Raw genomic sequence first — 20,925 nt, 5'->3', positions numbered from 1 at the left:
AGGAGAGCACCACCCGGGTACCCGTAGATATATTTGACGCCTTCGTCACGCAAAAAGCGGACGAGCATCTCACCGCCAGATAAAAGCTCCACGTTGTTCACCTCTAAAACGCCAGAATACCGTCCACAAAAAAGGGGCGGGTCTTAATAGGTTTACTTCTCGGCAGAGCATGAGCGACGGTGGTCGCCGACTACGTCAGCACTGACTGAGCAAGTATTGGGATCGTCCCAGTGTTGCGGGCCTTTCCCACCCAGCGCGAGGTAACGCGTTGCGGGTGTAACAGGTCGGCGCGGATGTGCGCCTCATGATCTACCGAGTGGGTCTGCTTCTGGCAGTCCCTCTACAGCGGACTTTGGATTCTTCTGTTTCGCCCTCTCCAAGTCAAGCTGTCTATGTCACTAATTGTGGGTAAGCACATGAGAACGCAAGAAAAAACCTGAAAACCGCTACTCTGTTAGCGTCAATTGCGCAATTTTGCCAAGGAATCAGCATGCGAACGCTCCTCCTCTCCCTGCTGATCGGCCTCAGCCCCTGGTGCATGGCCGCTCAGATCTACAAATGGGTCGACGCCCAAGGTGTCACGCATTTCGATGCGCAGCCGCCAGCGGGCCAGCCGTCGACGACGTTACAGACGCCCTCCTCGCCCCCGCCCAAACCGGCGCCAATGCCGGGCCGCGGCGTGCTCGGCGATCAGAAAGCGATTGATGACAAGGTGAAGAAACAGGTCGCGGATCAACAGGCGCAGCTCAAGCAGTTTTGTCAGCAGGCACGGACGAACCTTGCGCAGTTGCAGAACAATCCGCGTTTGAGGGAGGAAGTGGAGGGACAGATGCGACGGCTGGACGATGCACAGCGTCAGGAGCGGATTGTTGAGGCGCAGAAGCAGATTGCACAGAATTGTGAATAGATATGTGTAGGAGCTGCCGAAGGCTGCGATCTTTTGATGTTGTTTTTAAAACAGGATCAAAAGATCGCAGCCTTCGGCAGCTCCTACCGTTTCCGGTGTACACGCCGACAGGATCGGGGTTGCCGGGAAACGTGTCCGCCCCGAAAAGGATCGGGGGTTAACGTGAGGCGGTGATCAGCAGGTCGAACTCTTTGAGCAGCACCTGCAGTTGACGATCCTTGCCACCCAGGTTGCGCTGGGCGAAGACCATCTCGGCCATTTCCTGAATGCCCGAGGCATTCGGCAGTGGCAGATCCTGCTCGAGGATCATTTTCATGCGCGGCAGGAAGATCCATTGCAGCCATTGTTCGAAGTCCAGCGTATCGACCGAAAACGGTTCGACACTGCTCAAGGCTTCTGCCGACGGCTGCACCTCATCCCACCAGCCCTGTGTGCGCAGTTCGCGCTCGATCAGCAACAGCTGATCGGCGATTTTCGGGAAACGTGCATCCATCACAGCGAAACCTTGGCCTTCTGACGGGCCTGAGCGGCGCCGGCGGAATCGCCTTGTTTCTCACGGGACTGCGCGATCAATTCCCACAGGCTGGCCTGCAGATCCGGACGACCGTTGGCCATGGTCAGGGCGCGACGGGCGAACTGCTCGGCTTGCGGTGCATCGCCTTGAGCCATGCGTACCTGCGCGAGGCGATAAAGCACTTGCGGCTCACGCGGCGCGACACGTTGCGCACGCTCGAGGCTGGAGGACGCACCGTTGAGGTCGCCACCGGCCTGTTGCTGTTGCGCAGTGGTCAGCAAGGCGAGCACCGGACCGTCCAGTTGCTCGTCAGCCGATAAACCGCCGCCGCTGCTGGCCGACGGAATCCCGCTCGGCGTCGACGGCATGTTGTAGGTGCCGGTATTGACCGGCGCCGACTCGACTGGCGCAGGGTTGTAAGGCCCTGCCGTAATACCGCCGGACGCCGGGCCCGGCACGATCGGCGAAGAGCTGATCGGCGTCGACACGGCAGCGCCGCCACCCGGCACCATCACCACCACGCCGGTATCACCCTGCGGAATGGCCTGAGTCTGGCCCTGCGCAGGACGCTTCACCGTGGTTTGACGGAAACCGCCATTGGCCGAAATGCGTTCGCTGTTGGACACCGCAGTCCCGGAATCAACCACCGGAATCGAACCACGCTGTACGGTAGAGCAGCCGCTGAGCAAAGCCACGGCGGTCACCGCTGGAATCAACCACTTGTTCACTTGAAACCCTCTTTGCTTAATTCATCCAGCCCTTGACCCAATCCATCACCGACTCGCCGGAAGCAGGCGTTTCGCTTGCGCACGCGGCGCCGGGTGGTGGTTCGCTGCCGCGAATATACGGCATCTGCACCGCGCCCGGGCAGTTGGCATCGGAGCCTTGTCCGGTGCGCGAATCCACCCACGCCTGAACGATGTTGTCCGGCTGCGGCATGTCCAGCGGCAGCGGGTCGGCCTTGCGCATGAAACTGGTCCAGACCTGCAACGCACCGGTGGCACCGGTGAACGGCGTCTTGCCGTTATCGTCGCGACCCAGCCAGACCACGGCCAGCAAGTCCTGGCTGAAGCCGGCGAACCAGCTGTCCCGCGAATCGTTACTGGTACCGGTCTTGCCGGCCAGCGTCAGGGTTTTCGGCAAGACGTTGTAAACCGAGCTACCGGTACCTTCACGCATGACTCGTTGCATGGCGTTCTGGATCAGGTAAATCGACGCCGGATCGAAACGCTGCTCGATCTGGAACGGATAACGCTTGAGCGGTTCGCCCTCGGCGGTCAATACGCTGCGAATCCCGCGCATCGGCGTGTTGAAACCGCCGTTGGCGAGGGTCTGGTACATGGTTGCCACTTCGATCGGGGTCATGCCGCCGGCACCCAGCAACATCGACGGGAACGCCGGGAACTCACGGGTTACGCCAAGGCGCCCGAGGGTTTTCAGCACGTTCGGCACACCGACTTCCAGACCCAGACGCGAGGTCGACAGGTTGTAGGAATGCGCCAGACCTTGATAGAGGAACACCGTGCCGTGGGAGCGACGATCGTAGTTCTGCGGTTTCCACACCTGACCGTCCGCGCCTTTAACCGACAACGGGTCATCCGACAGCCAACTGGTCAGCGTGTACTTGCTCGGTTTTTCCAGCGCGGTCAGGTACACCGCCGGTTTGATCAACGAACCCACCGGCCGCACAGCATCGAGCGCGCGGTTGAAGCCTGCGTAACTGGCCTGACGGCTGCCGATCATCGCCTGCACTTCGCCGGTTTCCGGGTTGGTCACGACCATCGCCGCTTCAACATCGTCGGAGCCTTTGCGCCCGGACAGACGTTTGAAAGTGTCGTTGACCGAGGCTTCCGCCTTCATCTGCAGAATCGGGTCGAAACTGGTGAAAATGCGCAGGCCTTCTTCGGTCAAGTCTTCGTCGCGATAGTCTTCACGCAACTGACGTTTGACCAGATCGATAAAGCCCGGGAAGGAACTGTCGGCCAGTTTGCCGCGCGTGGTCACACCCAGTGGCATTTTCTTCGCCGCTGCGACTTGCTCGGCGGTCGCCACACCTTGTTGCTCAAGCACGTCGAGCACCAGGTTACGACGCTCCAGCGCACGCTCCGGGTTGCGACGCGGGTTGTAGTAGGACGGACCTTTGACCATGCCGACTAGCAGCGCAACCTGATGCAGCTTCAGCTCGGACAATGGCTGGCCGAAGAAGAACTGGCTGGCCAGACCGAAACCGTGCACCGCACGCTGACCGTCCTGACCGACAAAGACTTCGTTGAGGTAGGCCTCAAGAATTTCTTTCTTGTCGTAATGCAACTCCAGCAGCATCGCCATCATCGCTTCGGTGAGCTTGCGGGTCAGACTGCGTTCGCTGGTCAGGTAGAAGTTTTTCACCAACTGCTGGGTCAGCGTACTGCCGCCCTGAGTCATTTTGCCGCCCGAGGTGTTGACCCAGACAGCGCGGGCAATCGACTTCGGCGACACGCCCCAGTGGCTGTAGAAATCGCGGTCTTCGACAGCCACCAGAGTTTCGAGCAGGTACGGCGGCACTTGATCAAGTTTGATCAGAATGCGGTCTTCGAGATTTTTCGGATAAATGCCGCCGATCATCAGCGGTTCAAGACGCACCACCGACAGCTTGGAACCGTTGGTCGCCGACAACTCGGCGACGTAATCGCCGGAGAAGCGCACGCGCACCGGTTGCGGTTTTTCCAGGCCTTCATAGAACTGGAAGCCACGGGTGTTCAGATCAACCGTGTTGCCGTTGACCGCAGCAGCACCGGGGCCGTTGCTCACGGCTTCGCGGCGATAGCCGAGGGCATCGAGTTCAGTGAGGAAATCGTCCTTGCTGAGCTTCTGTCCGACGAACAGCTCAAGCGGGCGCGCGTAAACCTTGGCCGGGATGGTCCAGCGCTTGCCGGAGAACTTCTCCTGCACCACGGCATCGAGGTAAACGGCGAAGCCGGCCAGCACGACAAGGCCGACCAGACTGAGTTTAATGGCCCAGCTCAACCACGGGCCAAGGCCCTTGGAAGGTGGTTTTTTCTTGGTACGGGGAGATCGAGTTCGAGTCATGGCGGCGGATTATACGCACTTTATTCATCCTCAACAGGAGCGCTCCGAGGTTTGCGTCAGGCTGGCGAGCGGCCATAATAGCCGCCTCGAATTTCCCCCCTCTCTGAAGGATCGCCCGTGAGCCAGTCACTGATCGCTGCCCTGCAAAACCCGGCCCTCTACCCGCACCCTGTCGAAGGGTTTCAGGTCATCGAAACGCACATCTCGTGGGTAATCCTCACCGGTCCGTTTGCTTATAAAGTGAAGAAGCCAGTGAATTTCGGCTTCCTCGACTTCACCGGCCTCGAATCGCGCGCGCACTTTTGCGCCGAAGAACTGCGCCTGAACCAGCGCCTGACCGATGATTTGTATCTGGAAGTGTTGCCAGTCACCGGTAGCGTCGAAGCACCGCAACTGGGCGGTGACGGCCCGGCCATCGAATACCTGCTGAAAATGCGCCAGTTCCCGCAGACCGGTATGCTCAGCACCCTGCAAGCGAATGGCGAGCTGACCACCCAGCACATTGATGAGATGGCGCAGCAGATCGCGCACTTCCACCTCAGCGCGCCAAAAGTCCCGGCCGAACACGATGCTGGCACCCCGGAAAGCGTGATGGCGCCGGTGTCGCAAAACTTCGAACAAATCCTGCCGTTCCTCAGCGACAAAAATGACCTGCTGCAACTCGACGCGCTGAAAGCCTGGGCCGAAAGCAGCTTCGAGCGCCTCAAGCCTCTGTTCACTCAGCGCAAGGCCGACGGTTTCACCCGTGAATGCCACGGTGACATCCACCTCGGTAACGCTACCGTCATCGACGGCAAAGTGGTGATCTTCGACTGCATCGAATTCAACGAGCCTTTCCGTTTCACTGACGTATGGGCCGACACCGGTTTCCTCGCGATGGACCTGGAAGACCGTGGCCTGAAATCCCTCGCGCGCCGCTTCATCAGCCAGTACCTGGAGCTGACCGGCGATTACCAGGGTCTGGAAGTGCTGAACTTCTATAAAGCCTACCGTGCAATGGTTCGCGCAAAAGTGGCGCTGTTCAGCATGCCGGCCGACGCGACTCCGGTGCAGCGCGCGACCACCCTGCGTCAGTACCGCAACTACGCCAACCTGGCGGAAAGTTACAGCACCATTCCTTCGCGTTTCATGGCCATCACTCACGGCGTTTCTGCTGTCGGCAAGAGTCACGTGGCCATGCGTCTGGTTGAAGCACTGGGCGCCATTCGCCTGCGCTCCGACGTTGAGCGCAAGCGTCTGTTCGGCGAGCAAACCGTTGCCAATGATGTACAGGCCGGTATTTATAGCGCCGACGCCAGCACCGCGACTTACGCGCGTCTGCATGAAATCGCTGAAGTGATCCTGCACGCCGGTTTCCCGGTGGTTATCGACGCGACTTACCTCAAGCGCGAACAACGCGACAACGCGGCAAAAATTGCCGAAGCCACTGGCACGCCATTCCTGATCCTCGACTGCAACGCGCCGCAAGCGGTGATCGAGAGCTGGCTGGCGATTCGTCAGGCCGACAAACAGGATCCGTCCGACGCCACGCTGGCTGTGATTGAAGCGCAACAAGCCAATCGTGAAGCGCTGACGCCGGAAGAAATTCTGCGCAGCAAACGCGTGCAGACCAACGAATCCGGCACCCTCGATACTGTGGTCGCACAGATCCGTCAGCGCCTGCCAGGCCTGTAAGAAACTATTTCGGCCGTGAAGCCCTCGCTTGCTTCACGGCCGTCAAATAGTGGCACTATACTGGCGTCATAAAACCAACAGGTGATGTGACATGAGCCAGCCGAAACTTCTCGACACCCCGCTGTATGCCTTGCTGCATAAAGACGACATCACTGGTTTCAACAAGGAACGCCCGCAGGACGGCCCGATCGACATGGTCGGCGGCGATTTTCGCGGTCTCGATCTGCGCGAGCTGAATGCCGATGGCGTGGATTTCCGTGACGCGTATTTCCGTTCTGCTGATTTGCGCGGGATTGATTTCCGTAATGCATCGCTTGAAGGGGCGAGCCTCGCTCACGCGCAGATTTCCGGGGCGTATTTCCCGGCGGAGTTGAGTGCGGACGAGATTTTGATGTCGATGAATTTTGGTACGCGTTTGCGCTATCGCACTCGCTGATATGCATACCCTTCTCTGATACAACACCCACCTGGTGGGAGCGAGCCTGCTCGCGAAGAGGGAGTGTCAGTCACCCTGATCGTGAAAGTCATAGCGCTTTCGCGAGCAGGCTCGCTCCCACATTGGTTATGTGTTTTCCCCTCCTTTCTGCGTTCGCAGGCCTTTCAAGCGCCCTTTCTTAGAAGATTTTGCGTCGAATCCGACCAAACAACCACGCTTTTCCTACTGATGGCTACACTCCTGAGAAGCTCGCCCACGCACCGTTCGGCCGTCGCAAGGAGGCTTGATGAATGATGAACTGCAACACCTGAAGAATCTTGGCAAGACGTCGGCGCAATGGCTGCATGCTGTGGGCATCCACAGCGCCTCGGACTTGCGTCGCCTGGGCGCGGTGGACGCCTACCGGGCCGTGCGTACCCGCGGGTTTCGCGCATCGAAGGTGTTGTTGTATGCGATCGAAGGCGCGCTGATGGACGTGCACTGGAACGACATTCCCGCCGAGCGCAAAGACGCGTTGAACAAACAGCTCGACGCCATCTCCGCGCGTCACAAGAACTGACCGCTATGTATTTGCTGGGGGAACAATCGGCGCCAGTGGATGCGCTGATCAATCGCTTGCAGACTCTGCCCGCGCAATGGCTGCAAGGCCTTGAGCCGTGCGGTTTGGAGATTGAAGTCGAGGCGACTGAGGATTTGCTGGAACAACTGCCGAGTGATCAGCTGTTTCTGCTCAGCGAGGGCGTGATCAGCGGCAGCATCGCTGGTCGAGCCCTGTTCTATTGGCAGGAAGGCGACTTGATCGGTCTGCAACGTGGCGAAGCCTGGATGGATTGCCGCTTGAGCAGTGACGGCGCACTGCGTCTTCTGCCTTATCGGCGCTGTGATCTGTTTCAGCATTTGTATGCAGAGCCCGCTCGGGCTGAGCAATTTCTCGAATACCTGCTGGGGCACACCGCGATACTGGCCCACGCCGTAGCAGAACTGAAGCCGCGCGAGTTTCGTAGCACCAATGGTTTCAAACGGGTCGAGGCCGGCGAAATCCTGATTCAACAAGGTGACGCCGCTGATCATGTTTTCGTGATCATCGACGGGCACGCCGAAGCGTTTGTTGATGGGCAGAAAGTCGGCGAAGTACCCAGGGATGAAATTTTCGGCGCGATGGCGGTGTTCACCCGCGAACCGCGCAACGCCACGGTGATCGCCCGCGAGCCGAGTACCATCATGCTGATCCCCGGTGATCAATTTTTGAGCATGACCCGCAGCAATCCAAAGATCGCTCACAGCCTGATCGAGAGCATGGCGCGGCGCATCGGTCAGCTCAACCGGCGGATCACCCAGTTGACGTCGACTAACGGTTAACGCTCAAGTCCTTTGTTTGCGGGGCGTTCCGGCCATTTCTCAGACTAAATCAAATAAATCCAGAATCAGGTGTTGACTCGGTAATGAGAATCGCTATGATTATCACAACTGGTCGCGAGATCAGTCGATATTCTGAAAAGCCCTTGGTTCGGACTCTCAGATTATCTCCTCATCAGGCTAATCACGGTTATTTGACCCGGTTTTTACCGGGTCTTTTTTTGCCTGTGGAAAAGTCATTTGCCGAACTGTTTGCGCATTTGCTCGCAGTAATCCTGCTTCGGCGTGACAGGAGTAAACCAGACGTAATCGGCCATTGCCGCAGTCATCTCACTGCCCTGCTCTGCCAACATCAAAACCGTCGGTGCTTCAGTGGCACCCAAATCCTCGACATGCACCGGCACACCGACATCCTTGCGCGCATGCCAGGCACCGGCCAGCAACAGCGAAGGCGTCGGCGCGGCCAGCAAACGCTCAGCCATACGCCGATCACGCTGTTGCTGCACCGCCAGCATCGCCGGCATTTGAGATTCCGGAAGCAGGCCACAGTGCGAATCACTGATCTGCTCAAGCAACGTGCTTTTTACTGGGGCTGCATTACTGCGCTCACCCTTTAAAACCGGCGGGTTACGGTAGAAGGTGTGGATTTCGGCGGTGTCCAGATTCGCCGCCAGCAGCGGATACGGTTGCGTGAGCGCGAAACGAACGATCGGCCCGTAGAGATTCCAGTCCCAACCGTCCTGCCAGGCCAATGCAGCAGGAAGATCAACAGGAGGCGTAGCGGCATGGCGCACTTGATCAACTTTCGATTGCTGCTCCGGCGTGAGCATTTCCAGCAACAGACTGCCCTGCGGCCGTTGCTCGCCGAGTGCCTGCAATAACCACAACTGCACCGCGTGATGATCGGCATTGTCATGTTGCTCGCCGACGATCACACGCTCAGGCTCTGCCAGTCGCATCAGCAATTGCTGCGCCGTCAGCACCTGACCGTTGCGCAGATCAAGAATTTCTCCAGCGGGCGGCGGCGCCACAGCCACATGCTGACACCCCGCCAACCACAACACCGCCAACAACCAGATTGCGCGCATGCACTCACCTCGATGAAAAACTCAGCGGGCGATGATCAGCGGATGCCCACGCTCCGGGTGCGGTTGCACCAATACTTCGAGACCGAACACGGCTTTGAGTGCGTCCGGGCGCAGCACTTGCTCCGGCGTATCCAGCGCGACCGGGCGCCCACCTTCAAGCAGTAACACCCGATCACAATAGCGCGCCGCCAGATTCAGATCATGCAGGATGACCAACACCGCAGCGCCGCGATCAGCGAACTCGCGCACGGCCTGCAACGTGGTGTGTTGATGCAGCGGATCGAGCATCGACGTCGGCTCGTCCAGCAACAACGTTTGTCCGGCCTGCCCCGGCCACAGTTGCGCCAACACCCGAGCCAGATGCACGCGCTGACGTTCGCCGCCGGACAACGCCAGATAACTGCGTCCGCTCAAATGCCCGGCATCGGCGGCTGCCAGTGCGGCAGCAATAATCTCGTCATCGCGCACTCGACCGCTTTGATAAGGCAAGCGGCCCATGCCGACCACTTCTTCAACGCGAAACGCAAAATCCAGCGTCGACACTTGCGGCAGTACGGCCAGACGTTGCGCCCGTTGCGTGCCCGTCCAGTGCGTCAGCGCCTGGCCGTCGAGCGACACTTCGCCCTCGCTCGGTTTCAATTCACCGCACAAGGCGCCGAGCAAGGTACTTTTGCCGGCACCATTGGGCCCGAGCACACCAAGCACTTCACCCGGTTCGAGTTGCAGCGAAACTTCGCTGAGCACCGTTTTGCGGCCGCGATGGATGTGCAGATTGTGCGCTCGCAGCATCAGGCACGTCCTCGCAACAGCAAGTAAAGGAAGAACGGCGCACCGATAAACGCGGTGACGATACCGATCGGCAATTCCGCCGGCGCCAGCGCCAGCCGCGCCACCAGATCGGCGAGCAACAACAGGCTCGCCCCCGCCAGCACCGAGGCCGGCAACAACACCCGATGATCCGGCCCCGCCAGCAAGCGCACCAGATGCGGCACTACCAGGCCAACAAAACCGATCATCCCTGCCGCCGCCACCGCCGCGCCAACACCCAGCGCCGTGCAGAACACCAACTCACGCTTGAGCTTCTCGACATCGATTCCCAAATGCCCGGCTTCCGACTCGCCGAGCAATAACGCATTCAACGCCCGCGCCCGACGCGGCAGCCACAAGGCGACAGCGGCGCTGATGATCAGCAACGGCCACAACCGCGCGTAACTCGCACCATTGAGGCTGCCCAGATTCCAGAATGTCAGCGTGCGCAGAGTCGCGTCGTCCGCCAGATAAGTGAACAGCCCCACCGCCGAACTGGCCAGTGCGGTCAGGGCAATACCCGCCAGCAGCATGGTGGCGACATTGGTCTGGCCGTTACGCCGACCGAGTCGGTACACCAACGCCGTCACACCGAGGCCGCCGAGAAACGCGCACACCGACAACAGGTAAGGCCCGAACCACTCAGGCATGCCGCCAAAAAACGAGCCGCCGACAATCGCAATCGCCGCGCCCAACGCCGCGCCACTGGAAACACCGACCAGCCCCGGATCCGCCAGCGGATTGCGAAACAAACCCTGCATCGCCACGCCGGACAACGCCAACACACCGCCCACCGCCAGACCAAGCAAGGTTCGCGGTAGACGAATTTGCCCGAGAATCAGCTCAGCCTGTTCCAGCCCGTCCGGCGCCAGCGGCACACCGATCAGGCGCAACGCCGCCCGCAGCGTGTCGAACAGCGGCAGGCTGACCGGCCCCAATGCCAACGATAGCCAGATCGCCAGCAAACACAGGAGGGTCAGGCCGATAAATAAGCCACGGGGTTTGACCAGTGTGGTCATTGGCCGCTCTTGGCCGGGTAGAAACCGTCAGACAGGGTTTTCAACGCCGCCGGCAAGCGTGGGCCGAGGCCGCCGACCAACAACGTCGGATCCAGCTCCAGCACCCGCCCGGTTTTCGCCGCGCGGCTTGAATTGAGAATCGGGTTTTCCTTGAACAACGCCGCTTTCGCCGCGTCACCGGTCAAGGCACGGTCGGCGAATACCAGGACTTCCGGATCAAGACTGGCAAGGGATTCCACCGAGAACGGTTTGTAACCGGTGTGCGTCGCGAGGTTATGCCCGCCCGCCTGTTGCAGCAGCCAGTCGGCGGCGGTGTCCTTGCCGGCGATCAACGGTTTGCCACCGGCATGCCCGAGCAACAGCAGCACGCCCGGGGCTTTCTGTTTCGACTGCGCGTCGGCAACCCGCACTTTTTGTGCGTCGAGTTGCTGTTGATAACTTGCCAGCAGTTGTTTGGCCTGAGCTTCAGCGCCGAGCAATTGACCGAGACGGGTCACGTTTTTCTCAACCGTCGGCAGATCCGGCTGCGCCGAGAACAATTCCACCTGCACCTTGGCCGCTTTGACTTGCGACAGTACCGGCGGCGGGCCCATTTCTTCGGTGCCGATCAGTATGTCCGGGCGCAAACTGAGAATGCCCTCGGCGGAAAGGCTGCGCTGATAGCCGATGCTCGGCAGCGCTTTCAAAGATTCCGGATGCTGACTGGTGGTGTCGACGCCGACCAGTTTCGCCTCGCCGCCCAACGCCGAAACCCACTCCGACAGCGCGCCGCCAGCACTCACCCAACGTTGCGGCAACTCAGCCGCTGCAGCCTGGTGGCTGAGCAAAAGTCCGACACACAGCACAGCAACGCGGGTACTCAGGCGCATACACAGCTTCCTTGAACGTGGTTTTCCCGGGCATCGGGACGACAGGCCAAGTATCCTCGGCATCTGCCAGCCGCCCTGCGGACGAAGGCCGTCATTTGATAATTGTTTGCATTTAAACGTCAAGCTCGGACATATCCGGACACGAGCGGACACTAGAGGATAGTCATGAAGTTTCTCTGCGCAGGCGCCGATCTGGCCGAAGCGAAAAGCCGTGGTTTCGAGATCGACGGCAATAAGCTGTTCGCCGTGCGCCGCAGCGGCCAGGCCTACGTCTACCTGAATCGCTGCCCGCACCGGGGCGTGGGGCTGGAATGGCAACCCGACCAGTTTCTCGACCCGAGCAACAGCCTGATTCAGTGCGCCACCCACGGCGCACTGTTTCTGATCGAGGACGGTGAATGCGTGGCCGGGCCCTGCGCCGGGCAATCACTCATCGCCATCCCTTGCCGCGAGGACGCACAAGGCCTGTGGATCGATGTTTAGCCGTTGAGCAGCACATCGAGGCGCCGATCGATGACCATCTCTTCATGGCTCAAGCGCACACCGTACGCCAGCACCTCGACGCCACACGCGACCGCTTCCTGCAGCGCGTCGGCATACGCTGAATCAATTTCCCTGGCCGGGCGCACCGCCTCTATCCCGCTGAGATTGACGCAATACAACTGCACCGCGCGAATTCCGTCCCGCGCCAGATGCGCCAGCTCCCGCAGATGCTTGGCGCCGCGCTGGGTCACCGCATCCGGAAACGCTGCCACCGGCGTACCGTCGAAACCCAGCGTGACACTTTTCACTTCCACGTAAGCCGGGCCGCTCGGGTATTCGAGGCGAAAATCGATGCGACTTTTTTCCTGACCATAAGCGACTTCACGCTTCAACGCGGTAAAGCCGTTTAGCTCGGTGATGACGCCAGCTTGCAAGGCTTCCTCGACCAGGCCGTTGGCCCGCGCAGTATTCACGCAAAACAGGCGGCCTTGCGGGGTTTCGCCGATTTCCCAAGTACCGGGCAACTTGCGTTTGGGGTCATTGGAGCGGCTGAACCAGACTTGCCCGCCCTCGACCTGACAATTGAGCATCGAACCGGTGTTCGGGCAGTGAATGGTCAGCAACTCGCCGTTAACCGTTTCGATATCGGCGAGGAAACGTTTGTAACGACGGATCAGTCGCGCTTCTTCAAGCTCTGGATAAAAGCGCATCAGCCTTGCCAACTCTTCAAACCAAGCGCGATGCGTTCCACCGCTTCTTGTAGGCGAGGGAGGTTTTGCGTGTAGGCAAAACGCACATGATGACTGGCCTGATAGCGACCGAAATCCAGCCCTGGCGTAAAAGCGACGTGCTCGGTTTCGAGGAAATGTCGACAGAACGCGAAGGCATCACCGCCGAACTGGCTGATATCGGCATACAAGTAGAACGCGCCTTCAGGCTCCACGGCAATGTTGAAACCCAACTCGCGCAAGGCCGGCAACAGGAAGTCGCGACGACGGCCGAACTCGGCGCGGCGTTCTTCGAGAATGGCGATGGTGTCCGGTTCGAAACAGGCCAGCGCGGCGTACTGGGCCATGCTCGGGGCGCTGATGTAGAGGTTCTGCGCGAGTTTTTCCAACTCGCTGACTGCTGCGTCCGGCGCCACCAGCCAGCCGAGTCGCCAGCCGGTCATGCCGAAATACTTGGAGAAACTGTTCAGCACGAAAGCACTGTCATCGACTTCCAGCACGCTCGCCGCATCGGTGCCGTAGGTCAGGCCGTGGTAGATCTCGTCCACCACCAGATGCCCGTGTCTGGCCTTGATGGCTGTGGATAACCCGGCCAGCTCATCGCGGGTCAGGATGGTGCCAGTCGGATTGGCCGGTGAGGCGACCAGTGCGCCAACGCTGTCGTGATCCCAATGACGCTCGACCAGATCCGGGGTCAGTTGATAACGCACGTCAGGCCCGACCGGCACCAGTTGCGCCGCACCTTCAACCAGACGCAGGAAGTGGCGGTTGCACGGGTAACCCGGATCCGCCAACAGCCAGTGTTTCCCGGGATCGACCAGCAACGCACTGGCGAGCAGTAACGCCCCGGAACCGCCCGGCGTGATCAGAATCCGCCGTGGATCGATGTTCAAGCCATAACGCGATTGATAGAACCCGGCGATCGCCTCGCGCAGCTCAGGAATGCCGCGCGCGGCGGTGTAACGGGTTTTCCCGGCGGTTAGCGCCGCCTGCCCCGCGCGAATGATCGGCTCGGCCGTGGTGAAGTCCGGTTCGCCGATCTCCAGATGGATCACGTCGTGGCCTTCCGCCTGCAACTCATTGGCCCGCGCCAGCAACGCCATGACATGAAACGGTTCGATCGCACGACTGCGCGCACTGTAGGGCTGAGCCATTGGGCCTTTCCTTCAACGGAAAAAAAGAGACGATTCTACCCATCTGCCGGAACGAGCGAGAACCCGCAGCGGTCACAGCCTCAAGAACGCTGGACTGTAACGATACGAGCGTACGCTCCAGGATTGACTAAAATCAGTGATTGAACAGGTCTCCACCACCGCCAGACACAGCTTGCCTGACTTTTACAAGCGCCACCCGCCGGGGCCTCGACATCCGGGAGTAGCGCGGGCCGAATTGATCTGGTAAGTTCGCCCGCTTGCAGCCGCAGGGCCGGCAGGTGTCGGTGATGGAGCAATCCTGCGCAATGGATTACAAGAGTAGAGGCGGTCCATTTCATGCCCACCCAAGCAAAGCAACAGCAGCAAACCACGATCAGCGGTTTCGAACCTTACGTTCCGGCGAAAGGTGAAGAGTACATGGGCGCCCCGATGCGCGCGCACTTCACCAAGGTTCTGAACAAGTGGAAACAGGAGTTGATGCAGGAAGTCGACCGCACTGTTGACCACATGAAAGACGAAGCTGCGAATTTCCCGGATCCGGCCGACCGTGCCAGCCAGGAAGAAGAGTTCGCTCTTGAGCTGCGCGCCCGCGACCGCGAGCGCAAGTTGATCAAGAAGATCGACAAGACGCTGCAACTGATCGAAGACGAAGAGTACGGCTGGTGTGATTCGTGCGGCGTCGAGATTGGTGTGAAGCGCCTCGAAGCACGCCCTACAGCCGACATGTGTGTCGACTGCAAGACCCTGGCGGAAATCAAGGAAAAGCAGGTCGGCAAGTAATCTCGACCTGAACGAAGAACGGAGCGTGCGAACGCTCCGTTTTTGTTTCTGCCTTTTGTCTTTTGCCTTTGCCTTTGCCTTTTGTAGGAGTGAGCCTGCTCGCGATAGCGATGGGTCAGTCAATATCGGTGTTGAATGTCACACCGCTATCGCGAGCAGGCTCACTCCTACAGGTTGACCTGCGTATAGCCTGAAAAGTAGCTTCGTTTCCATGACTGCCAAAAAATCCCCCGCCTACATCGGCCGCTTCGCCCCGACCCCCAGTGGCCATCTGCATTTCGGCTCGCTGGTCGCCGCCCTCGCCTCTTACCTCGACGCCCGTTCAGTCGGTGGTCGCTGGCTGGTGCGCATGGAAGATCTCGATCCGCCGCGTGAAGAACCCGGCGCGCAGACCGCGATTCTCAAGGCGCTGGAAAGCTACGGTTTCGAGTGGGACGGCGACATGGTGCGCCAGAGTGTTCGGCACGACGCGTACGCCGATGTGCTCAACAGCCTGTTCAATCACGGTCTGGCCTACGCCTGCACCTGTTCGCGCAAACAGCTCGAAGCGTACAACGGCATTTATCCGGGCCTGTGCCGCAACGCCGGCCATGATCAACAAGACGCGGCGATCCGCCTGCGCGTGCCGGAGCTGGAATACCACTTCATCGACCGTGTGCAGGGCGAGTACCGCCAGCACCTAGGCCGCGACGTCGGCGATTTCGTCATCCGCCGCCGTGACGGCCTCTACGCCTATCAACTGGCCGTGGTGCTCGACGATGCGTGGCAAGGCATCACCGACATCGTCCGTGGTGCCGATCTGCTCGACTCGACTCCACGTCAGCTCTACCTGCAAGAACTGTTGGGCCTGCGCCAACCGCGTTACCTGCACTTGCCGTTGATTACCCAACCGGACGGCAACAAGCTCGGCAAGTCCTATCGCTCACCACCGCTTGAAGCAGATCAGGCCACGCCATTGCTGCTGCGGGCCCTGCGTGCTTTGGGGCAAAATCCCGGCGCCGAACTGGCCCACGCCTCGCCGCAAGAATTGCTCAGTTGGGGCAGCAAGCATTGGGATGCGACGAAGATCCCGCGCACACTGACCCTGCCCGAAGCGCAACTGCTATGACGACACTTGCAGTCGCGCGCCCATCCGTTACCATCGCCGCACGTTTTCGGGCACGCGCATAAAAAAGAGAGGCCGGGATGTACATCTATCGCTTGGTCCTGCTTTTAGTCGTGGGGATCTACCTGTTTTCCCCCGCCATCATGGATTGGTGGATCGACGCTACGGGCGCCTGGTATCGCCCCTATCTGCTTTGGCTGATCCTGATTGTTGTGACCTTCATCCTGCAGAGCCAAAAAGATGCCGATGAGCTTTAGCCTGACCCAGATGATCCTGATCAGCGCCGCGTACCTGGCGGTGCTGTTCGGCGTTGCCTGGGTCAGCGAACGGGGCATGATCCCGCGCGCGATCATTCGCCACCCGCTGACGTACACCTTGTCGCTGGGGGTTTACGCCAGTGCGTGGGCGTTCTACGGCACGGTCGGCCTCGCGTATCAGTACGGCTACGGTTTTCTGTCCAGTTACCTCGGCGTGTCCGGCGCGTTTCTGCTGGCGCCGGTGCTGCTCTATCCGATCCTGAAAATCACCCGCACCTATCAACTGTCGTCGCTGGCGGATCTGTTTGCCTTTCGCTTTCGCAGCACCTGGGCCGGTGCGCTGACCACGATCTTCATGCTGATTGGCGTGTTGCCGTTGCTGGCGTTGCAGATTCAAGCGGTCGCCGATTCCATTGGCATCCTCACTGGCGAGCCGGTGCAGAGCCGCGTAGCGCTGGCGTTTTGTGCGCTGATCATCCTGTTCACGATTTTCTTCGGCTCCCGCCACATCGCCACCCGAGAGAAACACGAAGGGCTGGTGTTCGCGATTGCCTTTGAATCGGTGATCAAACTGGTTGCCCTCGGCGGCGTCGGTTTGTATGCGCTGTACGGCGTGTTCGACGGCCCGCAACAACTTGAGGTGTGGCTGCTGCAAAACCAGACCGCCCTCGCCGCGCTGCATACGCCATTGCAGGAGGGCCCGTGGCGCACGCTGTTGCTGGTGTTCTTCGCTTCGGCGATCGTGATGCCGCACATGTATCACATGACGTTTACCGAAAACCTCAATCCACGCTCGCTGGTCAGTGCGAGCTGGGGTTTGCCGCTGTTCCTGCTGTTGATGAGCCTGGCGGTACCGCTGATTTTGTGGGCCGGTCTGAAACTGGGCGCGACGACCAATCCGGAATATTTCACCCTCGGCATCGGCATCGCCGCCAACAGCAAGCCGCTGGCGTTGCTCGCTTACGTCGGTGGTTTATCAGCGGCCAGCGGGCTGATCATCGTCACCACGCTCGCGCTGTCGGGCATGGCGCTGAACCACCTGGTGCTGCCGCTTTATCAGCCGCCGGCTGAAGGCAATATCTACCGTTGGTTGAAATGGACGCGCCGCGCGCTGATCGTCGCGATCATCATGGCTGGTTTCGGTTTCTACCTGATGCTCGGCGCCGAGCAGGATCTGGCCAACCTTGGCATTGTTGCCTTCGTCGCGACCCTGCAATTCCTCCCGGGCGTGCTGTCTGTGCTGTATTGGCCGACCGCCAATCGCCGTGGCTTTATTGCCGGCCTGTTGGCGGGGATTCTGGTCTGGGTCGTGACCATGCTGTTGCCGCTGGTCGGCAATCTGCAGGGTTTCTACATCCCGCTGCTGAACATGATTTACGTGCTCGACGACACCAGTTGGCACATGGCCGCGATTGCCTCGCTGGCGGCCAACGTGTTGATGTTCACGTTGATCTCGCTGTTCACCAACGCCAGTCCCGAAGAAGCCAGCGCCGCCGAAGCCTGCGCTGTGGATAACGTGCGTCGCCCGCAACGCCGCGAACTGCACGCCGCCTCGCCGCAGGAATTCGCCACGCAACTGGCGAAACCACTGGGCGCCAAAGCAGCACAAAAAGAAGTCGAGCAAGCCCTGCGTGACCTTTACCTTCCCTTCGACGAACGCCGTCCTTATGCCCTTCGCCGTTTGCGCGACCGCATCGAAGCCAACCTCTCCGGCCTGATGGGCCCGAGCGTGGCGCAGGACATGGTGGAAACCTTCCTGCCTTATAAGGCGGGCGGCGAAAACTATGTCACCGAAGACATTCACTTTATTGAAAGCCGTCTCGAGGATTACCACTCGCGCCTCACGGGTTTAGCCGCCGAACTCGATGCCTTGCGCCGCTACCACCGCCAGACCCTGCAGGAACTGCCGATGGGCGTCTGTTCGCTGGCCAAGGATCAAGAGATCCTGATGTGGAACAAGGCCATGGAAGAACTCACCGGGATTGCCGCGCAACGCGTGGTCGGTTCCCGCCTGAGCACCATCGGCGAGCCATGGAAAGAATTGTTGCAGGGCTTCATCAATCTGCCCGACGAGCATTTGCACAAACAGCATCTGGCCCTCGACGGCCAGACCCGCTGGCTGAACCTGCACAAAGCGGCCATCGATGAGCCGCTTGCTCCGGGTAACAGCGGTCTGGTGTTACTGGTCGAGGATTTGACCGAAACACAGATGCTCGAAGACAAACTGGTGCACTCCGAACGGCTGGCGAGCATTGGTCGCCTCGCGGCGGGTGTCGCCCACGAAATCGGCAACCCGGTCACCGGCATCGCCTGTCTGGCGCAAAACCTGCGCGAAGAGCGCGAAGAAGACGACGAACTGACGGAAATCAGCGGGCAGATTCTCGAACAGACCAAACGCATATCGCGCATCGTCCAGTCGTTGATGAGCTTCGCCCACGCCGGCAGCCATCAACACAGCGATGAGCCGGTTTGTCTGGCGGAAGTGGCGCAGGACGCGATTGGCCTGCTGGCGCTGAACCGACGCAATTTCGAAGTGCAGTTCTACAACCTGTGCGATCCGGATCACTGGGTCGAAGGCGATCCGCAGCGGCTCGCGCAGGTGTTGATCAATCTGCTTTCAAACGCCCGCGACGCCTCGCCGCCGCACAGTGCGGTACGGGTGAAAAGCGAAGCCGGCGAACACACGGTCGATCTGATCGTCGAAGACGAAGGCAGCGGTATTCCGAAGAACATCATGGACAGATTGTTCGAACCCTTCTTCACCACCAAGGATCCTGGCGAAGGCACCGGTCTGGGCCTTGCACTGGTCTATTCCATCGTTGAAGAGCATTATGGACAAATCACCATCGACAGCCCGGCTGATGTACAAAGCCAACGCGGCACCCGTATTCGGGTGACATTGCCGCGTCTTGTCGAAGCGACGTCCGCTGTGAACTGAGACCGTCGAGAGTATCGAATCAATGCCGCACATTTTGATCGTCGAAGACGAAACAATTATCCGCTCCGCCTTGCGCCGCCTGCTGGAACGTAACCAGTACCAGGTCAGCGAAGCCGGTTCAGTGCAGGAAGCACAAGAACGCTTCACCATTCCTACGTTCGACCTGATCGTCAGCGATCTGCGTTTGCCGGGCGCGCCGGGCACCGAGCTGATCAAGCTTGGCCAGGGCACGCCGGTGCTGATCATGACTAGTTACGCCAGCCTGCGCTCGGCGGTCGACTCGATGAAGATGGGCGCGGTGGATTACATCGCCAAGCCTTTCGACCACGATGAAATGCTCCAGGCCGTCGCGCGGATTCTGCGTGATCGCCAATCGGCCCCGGCTGCCGGCGAAGCGCTTGCCAGCAAACCGGCCAATGGCAGCGGCAAACCCTCCACCGACAACAGCAATGGCGAGATCGGCATCATCGGCTCGTGCCCGCCGATGCAGGATCTGTACAGCAAGATCCGCAAGGTCGCGCCCACCGATTCCAATGTCCTGATTCAGGGCGAGTCCGGCACCGGTAAAGAACTGGTGGCCCGCGCCCTGCACAACCTGTCGAAACGCGCCAAGGCACCGATGATCTCGGTGAACTGCGCCGCCATTCCGGAAAGCCTGATCGAGTCCGAACTGTTCGGCCATGAAAAAGGTGCGTTCACTGGCGCTAGCGCCGGGCGTGCCGGTCTGGTCGAAGCGGCGGACGGCGGCACGTTGTTCCTCGACGAAATCGGCGAACTGCCACTGGAAGCTCAGGCCCGCCTGTTGCGCGTGTTGCAGGAAGGCGAAATTCGCCGTGTTGGTTCGGTGCAGTCGCAGAAGGTCGATGTACGCCTGATCGCAGCAACGCACCGGGATCTGAAGAGCCTTGCGAAAATCGGCCAGTTCCGTGAAGACCTTTATTACCGTCTGCACGTGATTGCCCTGAAATTGCCAGCGCTGCGCGAACGCGGTGCCGACGTCAACGAAATCGCCACAGCTTTCCTCGCTCGCCAGAGCGCGCGCATCAACCGTACCGACCTGAAATTTGCTGCCGATGCCGAACAGGCCATTCGTCACTATTCCTGGCCGGGTAACGTGCGCGAGCTGGAAAACGCAGTCGAGCGCGCGGTGATTCTCAGCGAAAGCCCGGAAATCTCTGCCGAACTGCTGGGCATCGACATTGAACTGAGCGATCTGGACGACGACGAGTTCATCGGCCTGCCACCGCAAACCGGTGGTAACGCCAGCAACAGCAGCCATGAGCCGACTGAAGACTTGTCGCTGGAGGATTACTTCCAGCACTTCGTCCTTGAGCATCAGGATCACATGACCGAGACCGAACTGGCGCGCAAACTGGGCGTCAGCCGTAAATGTCTGTGGGAACGCCGTCAGCGTCTGGGCATCCCCCGGCGCAAGACCGGGGTCGCCAGCGAGAGCTGAACGTTACCTGTCGAGTGTGCGGGTAACGCTTGAAGAGGTGAAAAAACTGTTACCTCAGTCTTTTCACGTAACAGAAGCCGGGGTTATCGGTAACGAAACCCCGGCTTTTTTTCGCCCCGAGAAAACGGTTATATCGACCTAACCCTTTGTTTTACGGGGTTTCGCAAAAGTTGGCACGACCCCTGCTATATGTTTGGTACAAGAACAATAACAAGCAATGCACAAGACAATAAAAATAAGACGAATCGACTCACGCACAATAAAAACAAGACGGCGAGAGGC

General features: G+C 59.8%; 21 protein-coding genes. 11 read left to right on the top strand and 10 right to left on the bottom strand.

Going from position 1 to position 20,925, the window contains the following annotated elements; all coding sequences use genetic code 11:
• Positions 1–92: hypothetical protein (locus ACIP66_RS25610; RefSeq protein WP_400651835.1), on the bottom strand; the 92-nt coding region annotated here is incomplete at its 3' end.
• Positions 93–490: 398 nt separating this feature from the next.
• Between ACIP66_RS25610 and ACIP66_RS25605 the strand changes: the two genes are divergently transcribed.
• Entirely contained in the window at positions 491–907 is a 417-nt protein-coding gene (locus tag ACIP66_RS25605; protein WP_400651833.1) for a DUF4124 domain-containing protein, read from the top strand.
• Between the two features lie 157 nt (positions 908–1,064).
• Here the strand turns inward: ACIP66_RS25605 and ACIP66_RS25600 are convergent, their stop codons facing one another.
• The 3 genes from ACIP66_RS25600 to mrcB are packed head-to-tail and all read right to left on the bottom strand — an operon-like array spanning position 1,065 to position 4,490.
• On the bottom strand, positions 1,065–1,400 hold the full coding sequence (locus tag ACIP66_RS25600) for a YqcC family protein (RefSeq protein ID WP_053123861.1): 336 nt from the start codon (positions 1,398–1,400) through the stop codon (positions 1,065–1,067).
• Entirely contained in the window at positions 1,400–2,149 is a 750-nt protein-coding gene (locus ACIP66_RS25595) for a hypothetical protein (protein ID WP_053123863.1), read from the bottom strand. Before ACIP66_RS25595 ends, ACIP66_RS25600 begins: the two co-directional genes overlap by 1 nt.
• A gap of 16 nt (positions 2,150–2,165) precedes the next feature.
• On the bottom strand, positions 2,166–4,490 hold the full coding sequence (gene mrcB, locus ACIP66_RS25590) for a penicillin-binding protein 1B (protein WP_053123865.1): 2,325 nt from the start codon (positions 4,488–4,490) through the stop codon (positions 2,166–2,168).
• Positions 4,491–4,607: 117 nt separating this feature from the next.
• On the opposite strand from mrcB, the gene ACIP66_RS25585 reads away from it, so the two are divergent.
• The 4 genes from ACIP66_RS25585 (at position 4,608) to ACIP66_RS25570 (ending at position 7,959) form a co-directional block, all read left to right on the top strand.
• Positions 4,608–6,164: a bifunctional aminoglycoside phosphotransferase/ATP-binding protein gene (locus tag ACIP66_RS25585; protein ID WP_053123866.1), complete on the top strand. Its 1,557-nt coding sequence runs from the start codon at positions 4,608–4,610 to the stop codon at positions 6,162–6,164.
• A 91-nt stretch (positions 6,165–6,255) separates the two neighbouring features.
• Entirely contained in the window at positions 6,256–6,600 is a 345-nt protein-coding gene (locus ACIP66_RS25580) for a pentapeptide repeat-containing protein (protein ID WP_053123868.1), read from the top strand.
• A 286-nt stretch (positions 6,601–6,886) separates the two neighbouring features.
• Positions 6,887–7,159 (top strand): TfoX/Sxy family protein, encoded by a 273-nt coding sequence (locus ACIP66_RS25575; protein WP_053123870.1) that lies wholly within the window; start codon positions 6,887–6,889, stop codon positions 7,157–7,159.
• 5 nt (positions 7,160–7,164) lie between these two features.
• On the top strand, positions 7,165–7,959 hold the full coding sequence (locus tag ACIP66_RS25570) for a Crp/Fnr family transcriptional regulator (protein ID WP_400651829.1): 795 nt from the start codon (positions 7,165–7,167) through the stop codon (positions 7,957–7,959).
• 233 nt (positions 7,960–8,192) lie between these two features.
• Here the strand turns inward: ACIP66_RS25570 and ACIP66_RS25565 are convergent, their stop codons facing one another.
• From ACIP66_RS25565 to ACIP66_RS25550, 4 genes are read right to left on the bottom strand one after another with little or no spacing between them, the layout of a single operon-like run.
• Entirely contained in the window at positions 8,193–9,044 is an 852-nt protein-coding gene (locus ACIP66_RS25565) for a ChaN family lipoprotein (RefSeq protein ID WP_400651826.1), read from the bottom strand.
• 21 nt (positions 9,045–9,065) lie between these two features.
• A complete protein-coding gene (locus tag ACIP66_RS25560) occupies positions 9,066–9,833 on the bottom strand; it encodes a heme ABC transporter ATP-binding protein (protein WP_159815131.1) in 768 nt (255 codons plus the stop codon).
• Positions 9,833–10,816 (bottom strand): iron ABC transporter permease, encoded by a 984-nt coding sequence (locus ACIP66_RS25555; protein WP_212545838.1) that lies wholly within the window; start codon positions 10,814–10,816, stop codon positions 9,833–9,835. The genes ACIP66_RS25560 and ACIP66_RS25555 overlap by 1 nt, the downstream gene beginning before the upstream one ends.
• Positions 10,817–10,866: 50 nt before the next feature.
• The gene (locus ACIP66_RS25550; protein ID WP_400651823.1) at positions 10,867–11,739 is read right to left on the bottom strand and encodes a hemin ABC transporter substrate-binding protein; all 873 of its coding nucleotides are present in this window, start codon (positions 11,737–11,739) and stop codon (positions 10,867–10,869) included.
• Between the two features lie 165 nt (positions 11,740–11,904).
• On the opposite strand from ACIP66_RS25550, the gene ACIP66_RS25545 reads away from it, so the two are divergent.
• Positions 11,905–12,222 carry a Rieske (2Fe-2S) protein gene (locus ACIP66_RS25545; protein ID WP_400651820.1) on the top strand — a complete coding sequence of 106 codons (318 nt, stop codon included), beginning with the start codon at positions 11,905–11,907 and terminating at the stop codon, positions 12,220–12,222.
• Here ACIP66_RS25545 and sfsA read toward each other — a convergent pair.
• Both sfsA and ACIP66_RS25535 read right to left on the bottom strand, forming a co-directional pair.
• Positions 12,219–12,932 carry a DNA/RNA nuclease SfsA gene (gene sfsA, locus ACIP66_RS25540; protein WP_400651817.1) on the bottom strand — a complete coding sequence of 238 codons (714 nt, stop codon included), beginning with the start codon at positions 12,930–12,932 and terminating at the stop codon, positions 12,219–12,221. The two genes, ACIP66_RS25545 and sfsA, sit on opposite strands and share 4 nt — an antisense overlap.
• Positions 12,932–14,104, bottom strand: a complete 1,173-nt coding sequence (locus ACIP66_RS25535) for a pyridoxal phosphate-dependent aminotransferase (protein WP_212545822.1) — start codon at positions 14,102–14,104, stop codon at positions 12,932–12,934. The genes sfsA and ACIP66_RS25535 overlap by 1 nt, the downstream gene beginning before the upstream one ends.
• A 336-nt stretch (positions 14,105–14,440) precedes the next feature.
• Between ACIP66_RS25535 and dksA the strand changes: the two genes are divergently transcribed.
• The 5 genes from dksA to ACIP66_RS25510 all read left to right on the top strand — a co-directional run bounded on the left by dksA (position 14,441) and on the right by ACIP66_RS25510 (position 20,643).
• Positions 14,441–14,884: an RNA polymerase-binding protein DksA gene (gene dksA / locus ACIP66_RS25530; RefSeq protein ID WP_053123888.1), complete on the top strand. Its 444-nt coding sequence runs from the start codon at positions 14,441–14,443 to the stop codon at positions 14,882–14,884.
• A 211-nt stretch (positions 14,885–15,095) separates the two neighbouring features.
• Entirely contained in the window at positions 15,096–15,992 is an 897-nt protein-coding gene (gene gluQRS, locus ACIP66_RS25525) for a tRNA glutamyl-Q(34) synthetase GluQRS (RefSeq protein WP_400651813.1), read from the top strand.
• Positions 15,993–16,069: 77 nt separating this feature from the next.
• Entirely contained in the window at positions 16,070–16,246 is a 177-nt protein-coding gene (locus ACIP66_RS25520; protein ID WP_003176118.1) for a hypothetical protein, read from the top strand.
• Complete coding sequence (locus ACIP66_RS25515; protein WP_400651810.1) at positions 16,230–19,184, top strand: sensor histidine kinase; 2,955 nt, start codon at positions 16,230–16,232, stop codon at positions 19,182–19,184. Before ACIP66_RS25520 ends, ACIP66_RS25515 begins: the two co-directional genes overlap by 17 nt.
• A gap of 22 nt (positions 19,185–19,206) precedes the next feature.
• Entirely contained in the window at positions 19,207–20,643 is a 1,437-nt protein-coding gene (locus tag ACIP66_RS25510; protein WP_400651808.1) for a sigma-54-dependent transcriptional regulator, read from the top strand.
• Positions 20,644–20,925 lie beyond the last annotated feature (282 nt).

The sequence above is a fragment of the Pseudomonas sp. NPDC088429 genome, from assembly GCF_044753305.1.
GTDB classification, from domain to species: Bacteria; Pseudomonadota; Gammaproteobacteria; order Pseudomonadales; family Pseudomonadaceae; genus Aquipseudomonas; species Aquipseudomonas rustica.
This window is presented reverse-complemented; position numbering and strand designations above follow the sequence as displayed.

Bases quoted from the DNA above. Each gene is read 5' to 3' on its own strand.
- dksA (WP_053123888.1), top strand. From the start codon at position 14,441: ATGCCCACCCAAGCAAAGCAACAGCAGCAAACCACGATCAGCGGTTTC.
- ACIP66_RS25600 (WP_053123861.1), bottom strand. From the start codon at position 1,400: ATGGATGCACGTTTCCCGAAAATCGCCGATCAGCTGTTGCTGATCGAG.
- ACIP66_RS25550 (WP_400651823.1), bottom strand. From the start codon at position 11,739: ATGCGCCTGAGTACCCGCGTTGCTGTGCTGTGTGTCGGACTTTTGCTC.
- ACIP66_RS25520 (WP_003176118.1), top strand. From the start codon at position 16,070: ATGTACATCTATCGCTTGGTCCTGCTTTTAGTCGTGGGGATCTACCTG.
- sfsA (WP_400651817.1), bottom strand. From the start codon at position 12,932: ATGCGCTTTTATCCAGAGCTTGAAGAAGCGCGACTGATCCGTCGTTAC.
- ACIP66_RS25580 (WP_053123868.1), top strand. From the start codon at position 6,256: ATGAGCCAGCCGAAACTTCTCGACACCCCGCTGTATGCCTTGCTGCAT.
- ACIP66_RS25535 (WP_212545822.1), bottom strand. From the start codon at position 14,104: ATGGCTCAGCCCTACAGTGCGCGCAGTCGTGCGATCGAACCGTTTCAT.
- ACIP66_RS25545 (WP_400651820.1), top strand. From the start codon at position 11,905: ATGAAGTTTCTCTGCGCAGGCGCCGATCTGGCCGAAGCGAAAAGCCGT.
- ACIP66_RS25560 (WP_159815131.1), bottom strand. From the start codon at position 9,833: ATGCTGCGAGCGCACAATCTGCACATCCATCGCGGCCGCAAAACGGTG.
- ACIP66_RS25605 (WP_400651833.1), top strand. From the start codon at position 491: ATGCGAACGCTCCTCCTCTCCCTGCTGATCGGCCTCAGCCCCTGGTGC.
- ACIP66_RS25575 (WP_053123870.1), top strand. From the start codon at position 6,887: ATGAATGATGAACTGCAACACCTGAAGAATCTTGGCAAGACGTCGGCG.
- gluQRS (WP_400651813.1), top strand. From the start codon at position 15,096: ATGACTGCCAAAAAATCCCCCGCCTACATCGGCCGCTTCGCCCCGACC.
- ACIP66_RS25515 (WP_400651810.1), top strand. From the start codon at position 16,230: ATGCCGATGAGCTTTAGCCTGACCCAGATGATCCTGATCAGCGCCGCG.
- ACIP66_RS25570 (WP_400651829.1), top strand. From the start codon at position 7,165: ATGTATTTGCTGGGGGAACAATCGGCGCCAGTGGATGCGCTGATCAAT.
- ACIP66_RS25565 (WP_400651826.1), bottom strand. From the start codon at position 9,044: ATGCGCGCAATCTGGTTGTTGGCGGTGTTGTGGTTGGCGGGGTGTCAG.
- ACIP66_RS25510 (WP_400651808.1), top strand. From the start codon at position 19,207: ATGCCGCACATTTTGATCGTCGAAGACGAAACAATTATCCGCTCCGCC.
- mrcB (WP_053123865.1), bottom strand. From the start codon at position 4,490: ATGACTCGAACTCGATCTCCCCGTACCAAGAAAAAACCACCTTCCAAG.